General features: G+C 74.1%; 13 protein-coding genes and 1 pseudogene. 11 read left to right on the top strand and 3 right to left on the bottom strand.

Translation table 11 applies throughout. From position 1 onward, the window contains the following. Positions 1-804: 804 nt before the first annotated feature. From AC07DA_RS24870 to AC07DA_RS24850, 5 genes are all read left to right on the top strand, one after another. Positions 805-2,139 (top strand): segregation and condensation protein A, encoded by a 1,335-nt coding sequence (locus AC07DA_RS24870; RefSeq protein ID WP_479130405.1) that lies wholly within the window; start codon positions 805-807, stop codon positions 2,137-2,139. Further along, positions 2,136-2,822: an SMC-Scp complex subunit ScpB gene (gene scpB / locus AC07DA_RS24865; RefSeq protein WP_479130404.1), complete on the top strand. Its 687-nt coding sequence runs from the start codon at positions 2,136-2,138 to the stop codon at positions 2,820-2,822. Before AC07DA_RS24870 ends, scpB begins: the two co-directional genes overlap by 4 nt. After that, on the top strand, positions 2,822-3,883 hold the full coding sequence (locus AC07DA_RS24860; protein WP_479130403.1) for a pseudouridine synthase: 1,062 nt from the start codon (positions 2,822-2,824) through the stop codon (positions 3,881-3,883). Before scpB ends, AC07DA_RS24860 begins: the two co-directional genes overlap by 1 nt. 61 nt (positions 3,884-3,944) lie before the next feature. Next, positions 3,945-4,664, top strand: a complete 720-nt coding sequence (locus AC07DA_RS24855) for an NUDIX hydrolase (RefSeq protein ID WP_479130402.1) — start codon at positions 3,945-3,947, stop codon at positions 4,662-4,664. Further along, positions 4,661-5,680, top strand: a complete 1,020-nt coding sequence (locus AC07DA_RS24850; RefSeq protein ID WP_479130401.1) for an ADP-ribosylglycohydrolase family protein — start codon at positions 4,661-4,663, stop codon at positions 5,678-5,680. Before AC07DA_RS24855 ends, AC07DA_RS24850 begins: the two co-directional genes overlap by 4 nt. Before the next feature lie 3 nt (positions 5,681-5,683). Here AC07DA_RS24850 and AC07DA_RS24845 read toward each other — a convergent pair whose 3' ends face one another. Then, positions 5,684-6,130, bottom strand: coding sequence for a Rieske (2Fe-2S) protein (locus AC07DA_RS24845; protein WP_479130400.1), 447 nt, complete (start codon positions 6,128-6,130; stop codon positions 5,684-5,686). 181 nt (positions 6,131-6,311) lie between these two features. On the opposite strand from AC07DA_RS24845, the gene aroH reads away from it, so the two are divergent. From aroH to der, 5 genes are all read left to right on the top strand, one after another. Beyond that, positions 6,312-6,674, top strand: coding sequence for a chorismate mutase (gene aroH, locus AC07DA_RS24840; protein WP_479130399.1), 363 nt, complete (start codon positions 6,312-6,314; stop codon positions 6,672-6,674). Then, entirely contained in the window at positions 6,671-7,756 is a 1,086-nt protein-coding gene (locus AC07DA_RS24835; protein ID WP_479130398.1) for a prephenate dehydrogenase, read from the top strand. Before aroH ends, AC07DA_RS24835 begins: the two co-directional genes overlap by 4 nt. A gap of 556 nt (positions 7,757-8,312) precedes the next feature. After that, positions 8,313-8,993 carry a (d)CMP kinase gene (cmk, locus tag AC07DA_RS24830; protein ID WP_479130397.1) on the top strand — a complete coding sequence of 227 codons (681 nt, stop codon included), beginning with the start codon at positions 8,313-8,315 and terminating at the stop codon, positions 8,991-8,993. Then, on the top strand, positions 8,990-9,637 hold the full coding sequence (locus tag AC07DA_RS24825; protein ID WP_479130396.1) for a lysophospholipid acyltransferase family protein: 648 nt from the start codon (positions 8,990-8,992) through the stop codon (positions 9,635-9,637). The genes cmk and AC07DA_RS24825 overlap by 4 nt, the downstream gene beginning before the upstream one ends. 80 nt (positions 9,638-9,717) lie before the next feature. Beyond that, a complete protein-coding gene (gene der / locus AC07DA_RS24820; protein ID WP_479130395.1) occupies positions 9,718-11,193 on the top strand; it encodes a ribosome biogenesis GTPase Der in 1,476 nt (491 codons plus the stop codon). A gap of 61 nt (positions 11,194-11,254) precedes the next feature. Here der and AC07DA_RS24815 read toward each other — a convergent pair whose 3' ends face one another. Continuing rightward, a complete protein-coding gene (locus tag AC07DA_RS24815; protein ID WP_479130394.1) occupies positions 11,255-11,656 on the bottom strand; it encodes a hypothetical protein in 402 nt (133 codons plus the stop codon). Between the two features lie 86 nt (positions 11,657-11,742). Then, on the bottom strand, positions 11,743-12,525 hold the full coding sequence (locus tag AC07DA_RS24810) for a hypothetical protein (protein WP_479130393.1): 783 nt from the start codon (positions 12,523-12,525) through the stop codon (positions 11,743-11,745). 541 nt (positions 12,526-13,066) lie between these two features. Between AC07DA_RS24810 and AC07DA_RS24805 the strand changes: the two are divergent. Beyond that, positions 13,067-13,696: pseudogene (locus tag AC07DA_RS24805) on the top strand (LysM peptidoglycan-binding domain-containing protein). Positions 13,697-13,762 lie beyond the last annotated feature (66 nt).

Raw genomic sequence — 13,762 nt, 5'->3', positions numbered from 1 at the left:
CCCGGCGGCCCGGCCGGCCGCCGGCGTGCGCTGGGCAGGGGGCCGGGGGCACCGCGGGTCGAGCCGACCGGGCCCGCCGAGCGGCTCGCCGGGCAGGAGACGGTGGCGCCGGGGCCCGGGGCCCCGGTCGCCGAACCGGAAGGGCCTGCGGGCCTGGTCCGCCCCGGTGGACCGCGTGAGGACACCGACGAGCCGGGGGCGCCGTCTGCCGGGGCCCTGGCCGGGGCAGGGGCCGTCGGCACCGGCGTGTCGGCCGTCCCGGCCGAGGAGCGGCCCGTAGCCGTGGCGCGCCAGACCCCGGCCGCGCCGGGGACGGCGCCCGCGACGCCCCACCCGGATCGTGCGTCCGGACCCGCCTCTCCGGAGGCGGGCCGCGAGGGCGTGTCCTCGGAGGCGCACCACGCGTCCGACGTGGCAGCCCGTCGACCGGGGCGTGAGCACCCCGCCCCGGGGCCGGTGGCTGCGGCCGGGCCGGCCGCCCCCGCCGCCGAGTCCGTCGCCACCGAGGCCCCGCGCGAGGCGCACCCCTCCGCCCCCGGAGCCAGCACCGGCACGGCCCCCGGCCCCGAGAGCACGGGCCTCCGGCCGGGAGCCGGGGCTGTCCCCGCCCCGGGGCCGGGAGGCGGTCTTGAGAGGCCCGTGCCGGAGCCGGGAGCCGATGGCGAGACGCCTGCCTGGGAGTCGGGGGCCCGCGCAGGGGTGCGCGGGTCGGAGCCGGGAGTCGACGTCGAGAGCTTCGCTCGGGGGGCGGGAGCCGATGGCGAGACGCCTGCCCCGGAGTCGGGGGCCCGCGCAGGGGCGCCCGTGTCGGTGCAGGGAGTCGACGGCGAGAACGCCGTCCGGTGGGCGGGTGTCGGTGGGGAGAGCTTCGTTCGGGGATCGGGTGCCGATGGCGAGCCCGCTGCCCCGGAGCCGGGAGTCGACGGCGAGAACCCCGTCCAGTGGGCGGGTGTCGACGACGAGAGCCTCGCCCGGGAGCCGGGTGTCGACGACGAGAGCCTCGCCCGGGAGCCGGGTGTCGACGACGAGAGCCTCGCCCGGGAGCCGGGTGCCGATGGCGCGAGCCCTGCTCGCGGGTCGGGAGCCGCCCCCGAGCCCTCTGCTCCGGAGTCGGGAGCCGACGGCGAGAGTCTCGCCCGGGGGGCGGGAGTCGGCGGTGAGAGCCTCGCGTCGTACCCGGGAGACGGCACCGAGAGTTCCGGCCCCGAGTCGGGCACCGGGGGCGTCGGTCCCGTGCCGGTGTCCGCCGCGGACGGTGCGGCGACCGGGGCGCGGGTTCCGCGGGCCCGGACCGAGCCGGGGGGCGCCGGAGGGGCCGACGGTGACGTCGACGGGGTCTTCAAGGTCCGGCTCGCCAACTTCGAGGGGCCCTTCGACCTGCTGCTGCAGCTGATCTCCCGGCACAAGCTGGACGTCACCGAGGTCGCGCTGTCCAAGGTGACCGACGAGTTCATGGCGTACATCCGGGCCCTCGGACCGGACTGGGACCTGGACGAGACGACGGAGTTCCTGGTCGTCGCGGCCACACTGCTCGACCTGAAGGCGGCCCGGCTGCTGCCCGCCGCCGAGGTGGAGGACGAGGCCGACCTCGCGCTGCTGGAGGCGCGGGACCTGCTCTTCGCGAGGCTGCTGCAGTACCGCGCGTACAAGCAGGTCGCCGACGTCTTCAGCGGGCGGCTCGACGACGAGGCCCGGCGCTACCCGCGCACCGTGGGACTGGAGCCGCACCACGCCGAGCTGCTGCCGGAGGTCGTCATCAGCATCGGGGCGGAAGGGTTCGCCAAGCTCGCCGTGAAGGCGATGCAGCCGAAGCCCAAGCCCCAGGTGTACGTCGACCACATCCACGCCCCGCTGGTCAGTGTCCAGGAGCAGGCGCGGATCGTGGTGGCCCGGCTGCGGGAGCTCGGCGAGGCCGACTTCCGCACGCTCGTGGCGGACACCGACGACACCCTCACCGTCGTCGCGCGCTTCCTGGCCCTGCTGGAGCTGTACCGCGAGAAGGCCGTGGCGCTGGAGCAGGAGGCCGCGCTCGGGGACCTGCTGGTGCGGTGGACCGGCGGGGACGGGGACGAGACACCGACCGTGACCGACGAGTTCGACCGGCCGCCCGAGCCGTCGAAGGAGGAGAAGCAGGCGTGAGCCGACAAGCCACCGAGACCCCGGCCGGGCTGCGCGACGTCGCCGGCCTCGACCTCAAGCCCGCCCTGGAGGCCGTGCTCATGGTCGTGGACGAACCCGCGACCGAGGAGCACCTCGCGAAGATCCTTGAGCGGCCCCGGCGCCAGATCGCCGACGCGCTGCGCGAGCTGGCCGACGAGTACACCGTCCAGGGCCGCGGCTTCGAGCTGCGGTTCGTCGCGAACGGCTGGCGGTTCTACACCCGGGCCGCCTACGCGCCCGCCGTCGAGCGCTTCGTGCTGGACGGCCAGCAGGCCCGTCTCACCCAGGCCGCGCTGGAGACCCTGGCCGTCGTCGCCTACCGCCAGCCGGTCAGCCGCAGCCGCGTATCCGCCGTGCGCGGAGTGAACTGCGACGGCGTCATGCGCACCCTCCTGCAGCGCGGTCTGATAGAGGAGGCGGGCACGGAACCCGAAACAGGTGCGATCCTGTACAGGACGACGAACTACTTCCTGGAGCGGATGGGCCTGCGCGGTCTGGACGAGCTCCCGGAGCTCGCGCCCTTCCTCCCGGAGGCGGAGGCGATCGAGGCCGAGACCCAGGAGGGCGTACCGTCGTTCGATCCGGACGCGCCCGACGACGACGCGCCGGGCCGCCCGGTGAGCCCGGGAACCGACGACGAAGACGACCAGACGGAACTTTGATGCGAAGCAGCGGCAGCGGCAAGAGCGGCGGGCGCGGTAATCACCGCGGCGCCGGCAACAACAGGGACCAGAAGCAGGGGCAGGGCCGCCCCCGCAAGCCCCGCCCCGAGGAGCGCCGCTACGACGTGGGCCCCGGGGCGACCAAGGACGGCCCCAAGGCCGGGCGCGGAGGAGCCGCCCGGGGCGGCGTCAAGGGCGGGCCCAAGCAGCCCCAGCGGCAGGGGCGTACGGCCCCGGCGCGCCCCCGTGAGTACGAGGCGCAGATCGAGGAGCGCAACCGCGACCGGTACGCCGGCAAGAAGGAGGTCAAGCTCCCCAAGACCTTCCCCGGCGCCGAGCAGGAGGGCGAACGGCTGCAGAAGGTCCTCGCCCGGGCGGGCTTCGGATCCCGGCGCGCCTGCGAGGAGCTGATCGACCAGGCCAGGGTCGAGGTGAACGGCGAGATCGTGCTGGAGCAGGGCAAGCGGGTCGATCCCGAGAAGGACGAGATCAAGGTCGACGGGCTGACCGTCGCCACCCAGCGCTACCAGTTCTTCGCGCTGAACAAGCCCGCCGGTGTCGTGTCCACGATGGAGGACCCGGAGGGCCGGCAGTGCCTCGGGGACTACGTCACCAACCGCGAGACCCGCCTGTTCCACGTCGGCCGGCTCGACACCGAGACCGAGGGCGTCATCCTGCTCACCAACCACGGCGAGCTGGCGCACCGGCTGACCCACCCGAAGTACGGCGTGAAGAAGACCTACCTCGCGCACATCGTCGGCCCCATCCCGCGCGACCTGGGCAAGAAGCTCAAGGACGGCATCCAGCTGGAGGACGGCTACGCCCGCGCGGACCACTTCCGGGTCGTCGAGCAGACCGGCAAGAACTACCTCGTCGAGGTCACCCTCCACGAGGGCCGCAAGCACATCGTGCGCCGCATGCTGGCCGAGGCCGGCTTCCCGGTCGACAAGCTGGTGCGGGTCGCCTTCGGGCCGATCACGCTGGGCGACCAGAAGTCGGGCTGGCTGCGGCGGTTGTCCAACACGGAGGTCGGGATGCTGATGCAGGAGGTCGACCTCTAGGCCTTGTGAGCGACCGGCACCCCCTTTATAGTCGTGCTGACTATTAAAGGGGGTGTTCGTCATGGACGGCTACGACAAGTACGCCCACGAACCCTTCGCCGTCACCGTCGACCTCGCCGTGTTCACCCTCCGGGGCGGCGCCCTGCACGTGCTGCTCGTCGAGCGCGGGCAGGAGCCGTACGCCGGGCGCAGGGCCCTGCCCGGCGGGTTCGTGCAGCCGGACGAGTCGGCGGAGACGGCCGCCCGGCGTGAACTCGCCGAGGAGACGGGCCTCACGGACGTCTCGGGACTGCACCTGGAACAGGTGCGGACGTACAGCGACCCCGGCCGCGACCCCCGGATGCGGGTCGTGTCCGTCGCCTTCGCCGCGCTGCTGCCCGACGCGCCCGAGGCGCACGGCGGCAGCGACGCCGCACGGGCCGACTGGGTGCCGTACGGCACGGCGGGGCCGCTCGCCTTCGACCACGACCGCATCCTGACCGACGCCCACGAACGCGTCGGCGCCAAGCTGGAGTACACCTGCCTCGCCACCGCCTTCTGCCCGCCCGAGTTCACCCTCGGCGAGCTCCAGCAGGTCTACGAGAGCGTGTGGGGCACCCCGCTCGACCGGCCCAACTTCCGGCGCAAGGTCCTCGCCACACCCGGCTTCGTCGAACCCGTACCCGGCGCCGCGCGGCTGACCGGCGGCCGGGGCAAACCCGCCGCGCTGTACCGCGCCGGAACCGCCACCACCCTGCACCCGCCCCTCCTCCGGCCGACCCGGGAAGGACGCCCCGCATGACCACCCTCGTCCACAAGCAAGCCGCCACCGGAGCGCTCACGGGCCTCGCCCTGGGTGACGCGCTGGGGTATCCGACCGAGTTCGACGACGTGCCGACGATCCTCGCCAAGCACGGTCCGTGGCGCGAGCTGCCGCTGCCCCGGCGCGCCTGCGTCTCGGACGACACGCAGATGACCCTGGCGGTCGGCCGGGCGGTGCGCACGGCCATGGACCGGGGGTTGCTGACACCCTCGCGGCTGGCCTCGACCCTGCGCGAGGAGTTCGTCGACTGGTACCAGTCGCCGCAGAACGACCGGGCCCCCGGCCGCACGTGCCTGAAGGCCTGCTCGCTGCTGAAGGACGCCTCCCGCCCCTGGCAGGACGCGAGCCGGATCGACTCCAAGGGCTGCGGCGCCAACATGCGCGTCGCGCCCCTGGGTCTGGTGCCCGGACTGAGCGACGAACAGCGCGCGGGCGCCGCCCAGTTGCAATCCGCCCTCACCCACGGACACCCGACTGCCCTGGCCGCCTCCGACCTCACCGCGCACGCCGTACGCCTGCTCGCGCAGGGCGCCGAGCCGACCGGGCTGGTCGGGCTGCTGCGCTCCTACGCCCTGGAGAACCGCAGCCGCCACCACGAGCGCTGGCTGGGCGACCTGTGGCGGCGGGCCCAGGACGGCGGCCCCGAGCAGTTCATCGCACGCGGCTGGGACGAGTGCCTGGCGATACTCGACCGGCTCCAGCACGCCGTACGGACCGTGTCACCGGAGACCGACCCGTGCCTGGCCACCGGCGAGGGCTGGATCGCCGAAGAGGCCCTGGCGACCGGGCTGCTGTGCTTCCTGCTGTTCGTCGACGAGCCGGTCACGGCCCTGCGCCGGGCCGCCTGCACGGCGGGCGACTCGGACTCGATCGCCTGCCTCACCGGCGCCTTCGCCGGCGCGCACCGGGGCGCGGAAGCCTGGCCGCGGGAGTGGGCCGACCGTGTCGAGTACCGCACCGACCTGCTGACCCTCGGGGCGCTCTGGGACGCGTGACGGTCATGCCAGGCGGATGGCGCCGCCCTCCACGGTGATCGTCTCGGCCGGCAGGGGGCGGGTCGCCGGGCCGGTGGCCACCGAACCGTCGGCGACGCGGAACCTGCTGCCGTGGCACGGGCAGTTGATCGTGCCGTCGGAGACCGAACCCACCGCGCAGCGCTGGTGCGTGCAGATCGCCGAGAAGGCCTTGAACCGCCCCTGCTCCGGCTGGGTCACCACGACCTGCTCGTCCTTGAAGATCTTGCCGCCGCCGACCGGGATCTCGTCCGTGGAGGCCAGTTCCCGTCCCCGGCCGGCGGGGGCGCTCGTCGCGTCCCGGCCGGTGGGGGAGCTCGTCGACGCGGGACCGTTGTCGTCGCCGTCCCCGCCGCAGGCCGCGACGAGTGCCGCCGCGCCCGTCGCGCCCGTGGCGAGGAGAACCGTGCGGCGCGTGGTCTCGTGGGTCATGTCGTCACTCCGAGGGGGTCGCAGAGAGGGAGAAAAGAGGCCGATCTGGATGCCGACTCCGAAAATACCCAAGGAACGGCAATCCCGGCGTCTCACCGGGCGGGCGGCGCATACCCGTGCCACGCGCGCTGACTAGGCTGGACGGACCAGAGCGACACGCACGTCAGCAAGGAGCATCGCCGTGGCGGTACGAGCGGTCCGGGGCGCCGTCCAACTCGAACGGGACGACGCCGGGCACATGGACGAGCAGGTGGGTGCCCTGCTCACGGCCATCCTGGAGCGCAACGACCTCGTCGCCGACGACCTGATCAGCATCTGGTTCACGGCCACGCCCGACCTGCACAGCGACTTCCCGGCGGCCGCGGCCCGGAAGCTGGGCATCGTCGACGTGCCCCTGATCTGCGCCCAGGAACTGGACGTCGAGGGCGCCATGCCGCGCGTCGTCCGGGTCCTCGCACACATCGAGTCCGACCGGCCCCGTGCCGGGATCGCCCACGTCTACCTCGGCGCCGCGGCCGCCCTGCGCAAGGACATCGCCCAGTGAGAACCGCACTCGTCATCGGCACCGGCCTCATCGGCACGTCCGCCGCCCTCGCCCTGTCCCAGCGCGGCGTCACCGTGCACCTCGCCGACCCCGACCCCGAGCAGGCCCGTACGGCGGCCGCGCTCCGCGCCGGGACGGACGAGGCGCCGGACGGGCCCGTCGACCTGGCCATCGTCGCCGCCCCGCCCGCGTACGTGGCCGGCGTCCTCGCCGACGCCATGGGCCGCGGCGCGGCGCGCGGCTACCTCGACGTGGCCAGCGTCAAGGGGGGACCGCGCCGTGAGCTGGAGGCGCGCGGCCTCGACCTCACGGCCTACATCGGCACCCACCCCATGTCCGGCCGGGAGAAGTCCGGCCCGCTCGCCGCCACCGGGGACCTCTTCGAGGGCCGCCCCTGGGTGCTCACCCCGACCCGGGACACCGGCACCGAGGTGCTGAACCTCGCCCTGGAGCTGGTCTCGCACTGCCGGGCCGTGCCGGTCGTGATGGACGCCGACGCGCACGACCGGGCCGTCGCGCTCGTCTCCCACATGCCCCACCTGGTGTCCAGCCTGGTCGCCGCGCGGCTGGAGCACGCCGAGGAGGCCGCCGTACGGCTGTGCGGGCAGGGCATCCGGGACGTGACGAGGATCGCCGCCTCCGACCCCCGGATGTGGATCGACATCCTCTCCGCCAACCCGGGGCCGGTCGCCGACCTGCTCACGGACGTCGCCGCGGACCTGGAGGAGACCGTGCGGGCGCTGCGGGCGCTGCAGTCGTCCGACGACCACAAGCGGCGCGAGGGAGCCGGCGGGATCGAGGACGTGCTGCGGCGCGGCAACGCGGGGCAGGTCCGCGTCCCCGGCAAGCACGGGTCCGCGCCGCGGGCCTACGAGGTCGTGGCCGTCCTCATCGACGACCAGCCGGGACAGCTGGCCCGGATCTTCGCGGACGCCGGGATGGCCGGGGTCAACATCGAGGACGTGCGGATCGAGCACGCGACGGGGCAGCAGGCCGGCCTCGTGCAGCTCATGGTCGAGCCGAAGGCCGCGCCGGTGCTGTCCGCCGCGCTGCGGGAGCGGGGCTGGGCGATCCGGCAGTAGCCCTCGTTCCGGGGTGGCCGGGGCCCGGGGGCTGCTGTCCCCCGTTCCGGGGTGGCCGGGGCCCGGGGGGCTGCCGTCCCCGTTCCGGGGAATGGCCCCGTCCGGCGGCTGCCCGTCCCCGTTCCGGGGCGTGGCCCGCGTCCGGCGGCTGCCGCCCCCCTTTGGGGCGTGGCCCGCGTCCGGCGGCTGCCGCCCTCCCCGGGCCCCCGCACCGGCTGGAAGGCCTCGTCGGCGAGCGCCGGACGGGCCGGGTGCGGTGCAGTGCGGTGGGGTGCGGGTGGATCGACCGGGTGGGGCTCGGCGCGGCTGGGCGTAGGCGGAACCGGAGGGTCTGCCCGCGGTCGGTGGCGCGCGCCTGGCCGGGAGCGGCCGAGCGGCGGTCGGGCGGCTGCGCCCGCGTCAGCCGCGTGCCGGACGGCGCCGGTGTGAGCGGGGCCTCGTCAGTCCCCGCCGGCCGTGGTCCACGCGCGGCCGGACGAGTGACGCGCACCCAGTAACCTTGTGCGGGGCAGTCGCGCCCCCGCCCCCGCCAGACCGGTTCAGGAAGGTCCCCACAGTGGAAAGCGCCACGCCAGTGATTGTCGCCATCGACGGCCCCGCCGGCACCGGCAAGTCGAGCACGTCGAAGGCCGTGGCGGCCCAGCTCGGGCTGAGCTACCTGGACACCGGCGCCCAGTACCGGGCGATCACCTGGTGGATGGTCAACAACGGCATCGACGTCGACGACCCCTCCGCCGTCGCGGCCGCCGCGGACAAGCCCGAGATCGTCTCCGGCACCGACCCGGAGGCACCGACGATCACCGTCGACGGCGTGGACGTGGCCGGCCCCATCCGCACCCAGGAGGTCTCCGCCAAGGTCAGCGCGGTCAGCGCGGTGCCCGAGGTGCGGGCCCGGATCACCGAGCTGCAGCGCTCCATCGCGGCCTCCGCGCGGCAGGGCATCGTCGTCGAGGGCCGCGACATCGGCACGACCGTGCTGCCGGACGCCGACCTGAAGATCTTCCTCACCGCCTCCGCGGAGGCCCGCGCCGCCCGCCGCAGCGGTGAGCTGAAGGGCGCCGACGTGCAGTCCACGCGCGAGGCCCTGATCAAGCGCGACGCCGCCGACTCCAGCCGCAAGACCTCCCCGCTCGCCAAGGCGGACGACGCCGTCGAGGTGGACACCACCGAGCTCACGCTGGCCCAGGTCATCGAGTGCGTCGTCACCCTCGTCGAGGAGAAGCGGGCCGGGAAGTGACCGAGCTGCCGTCGGCGCGGGGCGCCGAGGTCGGGCGGCGCATCGGCGTCGGCCTGATGTACGGGCTGTGGAAGCCGCGCGTGCTCGGCGCCTGGAAGGTGCCCGCGACCGGCCCGGTGATCCTCGCGGTCAACCACTCCCACAACATCGACGGCCCGATGGTCATGGGCGTGGCGCCCCGGCCGACGCACTTCCTGATCAAGAAGGAGGCGTTCGTCGGCCCGCTCGACCCGTTCCTGACCGGCATCGGCCAGCTGAAGGTGGACCGCGACACCACCGACCGCACGGCCATCACCCGCGCGCTCGGCGTCCTGGACGGCGGCGGCGTGCTCGGCATCTTCCCGGAGGGCACCCGCGGCGAGGGCGACTTCGCCTCGCTGCGCGCCGGGCTCGCCTACTTCGCGGTGCGCAGCGGCGCCCCGATCGTGCCGGTCGCCGTACTGGGAAGTTCCGAGCGGCCCGGACGGTTGATAAAGGCGCTGCCCCCGCTGCGCTCGCGCGTCGACGTCGTCTTCGGCGAGCCCTTCGAGGCCGGTGACGGCAGCGGCCGCCGCACGCGCAAGGCACTCGACGAGGCGACCGGCCGCATACAGAAGCAGCTGGCCGCCCACCTGGAAAACGCCAGGCGCCTCACCGGGCGCTAGGCGACACTGAGTAGTGGATCAGCCCCCGGCACGGCGGGCACTCCACCGACCACCACGATGAACGACGAGGTACGGACTTCATGAACGACCACATCCAGCCCGAGGGCGCGCACGAGCACGACCACGGGGCGCTCGGCGACGCCGAGTACGCGGAGTTCATGGAGCTCGCCGCGGAGGAGGGCTTCGACCTCGAGGACGTCGAGGGCGCGATCGAGGCGGCCGGCCACGGCCCGCTGCCCGTGCTCGCCGTCGTCGGCCGCCCCAACGTCGGCAAGTCGACCCTCGTGAACCGCATCATCGGGCGCCGCGAGGCCGTCGTCGAGGACAAGCCCGGCGTCACCCGCGACCGCGTCACCTACGAGGCCGAGTGGGCGGGCCGCCGCTTCAAGGTCGTCGACACCGGCGGCTGGGAGCAGGACGTCCTCGGCATCGACGCGTCCGTGGCCGCCCAGGCCGAGTACGCGATCGAGGCCGCCGACGCCGTCGTGTTCGTCGTCGACGCCAAGGTCGGCGCCACGGACACCGACGAGGCCGTCGTGCGGCTGCTGCGCAAGGCGGGCAAGCCGGTCGTGCTGTGCGCCAACAAGGTCGACGGCCCGAGCGGCGAGGCCGACGCGGCCTACCTGTGGTCGCTGGGCCTGGGCGAGCCGTACCCGGTCTCCGCGCTGCACGGCCGCGGCACGGGCGACATGCTCGACCAGGTCCTGGAGGTCCTGCCGGAGGCGCCCCGCGAGACGTTCGGCGGGGGCGGCATCGGCGGCCCGCGCCGCATCGCCCTGATCGGCCGCCCCAACGTCGGCAAGTCCTCCCTGCTGAACAAGGTGGCCGGCGAGGAGCGCGTCGTCGTCAACGAGCTGGCGGGCACCACCCGCGACCCGGTCGACGAGCTGATCGAACTCGGCGGCGTCACCTGGAAGTTCGTCGACACCGCCGGCATCCGCAAGCGGGTGCACCTCCAGCAGGGCGCCGACTACTACGCCTCGCTGCGCACCGCCGCGGCCGTCGAGAAGGCGGAGGTCGCGGTCATCCTGATCGACGCCTCCGAGTCCATCTCGGTGCAGGACCAGCGCATCGTCACCATGGCCGTCGAGGCGGGCCGCGCGATCGTCCTGGCGTTCAACAAGTGGGACACCCTCGACGAGGAGCGCCGCTACTACCTGGAGCGGGAGATCGAGACCGAGCTCGGCCAGGTCGCCTGGGCGCCGCGCGTGAACGTCTCCGCCCGCACCGGGCGGCACATGGAGAAGCTGGTCCCGGCGATCGAGACGGCCCTGGCCGGCTGGGAGACCCGCGTGCCGACGGGCCGGCTGAACGCCTTCCTCGGCGAGCTGGTCGCCGCCCACCCGCACCCCATCCGGGGCGGCAAGCAGCCGCGCATCCTGTTCGGCACGCAGGCGGGCACCAAGCCGCCGCGGTTCGTGTTCTTCGCCTCCGGCTTCATCGAGGCGGGCTACCGGCGCTTCATCGAGCGCCGCCTGCGCGAGGAGTTCGGCTTCGAGGGCACGCCGATCCACATCTCGGTGCGGGTGCGCGAGAAGCGCGGCAAGAAGAAGTAGCGCAGCACCGAGTGAGGGCGGCCCCGACGGGGCCGCCCTCACTCGTGTCCGCGGTGCTCGCTCAGACGCCGCCGCGCCGGCCCGGCGGCAGCGCGGCCGGCACGTAGTGCATCTGCGTGCCGTGCGCACCGACGGTCCCGACACGCTGCCACTGGGGCTGCTGTCCGGCGGCGTGCCGGGCGCTCTGGGCGCCCGCGCTGTAGGCACTGTACGAGCCGCCGTACGAGCCGCCGTACGAGCCGCCGTACGAGCCCGTGCTGTGCGGAATGTTCCCGAAGGCGGTGAAACCCAGCTTCTCCTCGCCGCTGCGGTCGCCGGGCAGCGCGCGGAAGGACCTGACGTACTCGGCGTAGAGCGCGTCGTAGATCGGCGTGGCCGATGGGCCGCCCTGGGAGTCCTGGGCCGACCGCGCGGAGGGGATCGACGAGAAGGACTGGCGGCGGGGAACCTCGTATGCGTGCACGTATGTCCAAACGACCCCGCGGGTCAAGGGATGCGGGCCCGGTTACGGCTTTCGCAGGGGCGCGGTCCGCACGGGTGACGCCCGGCTCAGGTGCCGGCCAGCGGCAGGGCCGCGGCGACCAGCTTGCCGTTGGCCGCCGCCTTGTCCAGGGCGTCCCGCAGCAGGTCCTCGCGCGGCTGGCGGCCGATCGAGCCGACGGGCGCGGCGAACATCAGCACCTGCTGGTGCTTGTTGGCGGCCGTCCGCCACGCGTCGGTGACCTGCAGCGGCTGGTGCGCCTGCCACCAGGCCACCGGCTGGCCGCCGTGGCCGCTCGGCTGGAGCACGGCGTGCAGCTGACCCACCGCGAGCAGCACGGACCAGCCGTGCAGCACGGGCGGTACGGCCGACAGCTCGGTCAGCGGCATGAAGCCCTGCTCGATGAGCAGCGGCAGGAAGTCGTCGCCGGTGCCGGTCGTGCCGGGCCGGGCGATGGGCGCGGTCGGCTCCACCACCAGGGCCGGGTGCAGCTCCCCGCCGATCAGCACGAGCCCGCTGGTCACGCCGAGCACCGCCTGCTCGGGCACGACCTTGTCGGGCTCCAGGTCGACGGTGTCGCCGGTGATGGACTTCACGGCGCCCCGCAGCTGCTCCTCGGTGACCTGGACGACCTGCGAGGGCAGGCAGCCGGCGTGGGCGAAGGCGAGGACGGCGGTCTCGTCCCCGATGAACAGGACGGTGCTGGTGCGCTCCTGTTCGGAGTCGCCCGGAGTGCGGCAGGACGTGCAGTCGTAACTGCCCGGGGCGGTCTCTCCGGCGAGCAGGCGGTCGGCTTCTTCGTCGCCGATCTCGGCGCGTACCTCGTCGCTGACGTCGAGCATGCGCGGCACGGGTGGCTCCCTGGGATGCGGTGCGTGGCGAGGCCGGGTGGCTCCCGGCCCGTGGTCCGGGTCGGCCCCGGCTCATGAAGGAGACAACGGGCGATCTGTGGCGGGAGTCACGCCCCGGAGCGAACGGAATCGAACCAACCGGCGCACAGGGTCACCTCGTGCGCGGAATCGCGCACTCATCGTCAACTCGCATTGTCCGAAAGGGGGTTGAGGTGGTGAGGTGGGTCACATGCCGTCCAGGGGATGGGTCGAAAAATCCGGAAATCCGCGAATGAAGTGGGTGTCCGGAAACTGCCGTTACCCGAGGTATCGGCGAACTGGCCTGCCACGACGGGCGACCGGTTGATGCCGGACCGCCGACCTCCTTAGATTCCTCCGCCGTGTGCATCGAGCACCGCTCGGGTACGTCCGCCGGCCGCACGGCTCCCTCCGGGACCGCGCGCAACGCCACCACCGGCGGGCGGGGCGGGCGCGACCCCCGCACCCCATGGTGCGGGGCGTGCCGCCTTGGGGGACCCCGAGTGCGTCGAGAGGGAACTACATGTCCGAATGTGCCCATGGCGCTCGCCACGAGGCCCGGAAGAACCAGGCGCGGACGACGGCGGTCCTCGCCGGGGCGGCACTGCTCGCGCCCCTCGGACTGCTCGCCGCGACCGGGGACGCCGCGGCCGCCGACAGCGGAGTGTGGGACCGCATCGCCCAGTGCGAGAGCGGCGGCAACTGGCACATCAACACCGGCAACGGCTAATACGGCGGACTCCAGTTCGCCCCCTCCACCTGGCGCGCCTACGGCGGCACGGCCTACGCGCCCACCGCCGACCGGGCGAGCAAGTCCCAGCAGATCGCCGTCGCCACCAAGGTCCAGCAGTCCCAGGGCTGGGGCGCCTGGCCCGTCTGCTCGGCCCGCGCGGGGGCGAGCGGCAGCGCACCCGCCGCCGGGCCGGCGAGCACCGCGTCCGTCGCGGAGAAGCCCGCGAAGGCGCCGGCACGACCCGCGACACACCCGGACCGCGGCGCCGACTGCGGCGACCACATCGTCCGCGCGGGCGACACGCTGAGCGCCGTGGCCGCCCGGCACGGGACCACCTGGCAGCGCCTCTACGCCACCAACAAGGCCGCCATCGGCGGTGATCCCCACCTGATCGTGCCCGGCCTGCGCCTCGCCATCTGAGCCGCTGCTCCCCCTCGCCGGGACACGGACCCCGTCCGGTCGGCCGACCGGACGGGGCCCCGGCGC

This window comes from Streptomyces sp. NPDC044921, from assembly GCF_056432865.1.
Note: the sequence above shows the minus strand (reverse complement) of the source record. Positions and strands in the feature narration are given on the sequence as shown.

Bases quoted from the DNA above. Each gene is read 5' to 3' on its own strand.
- AC07DA_RS24850 (WP_479130401.1), top strand. From the start codon at position 4,661: ATGACCACCCTCGTCCACAAGCAAGCCGCCACCGGAGCGCTCACGGGC.
- AC07DA_RS24855 (WP_479130402.1), top strand. From the start codon at position 3,945: ATGGACGGCTACGACAAGTACGCCCACGAACCCTTCGCCGTCACCGTC.
- der (WP_479130395.1), top strand. From the start codon at position 9,718: ATGAACGACCACATCCAGCCCGAGGGCGCGCACGAGCACGACCACGGG.
- AC07DA_RS24860 (WP_479130403.1), top strand. From the start codon at position 2,822: ATGCGAAGCAGCGGCAGCGGCAAGAGCGGCGGGCGCGGTAATCACCGC.
- AC07DA_RS24845 (WP_479130400.1), bottom strand. From the start codon at position 6,130: ATGACCCACGAGACCACGCGCCGCACGGTTCTCCTCGCCACGGGCGCG.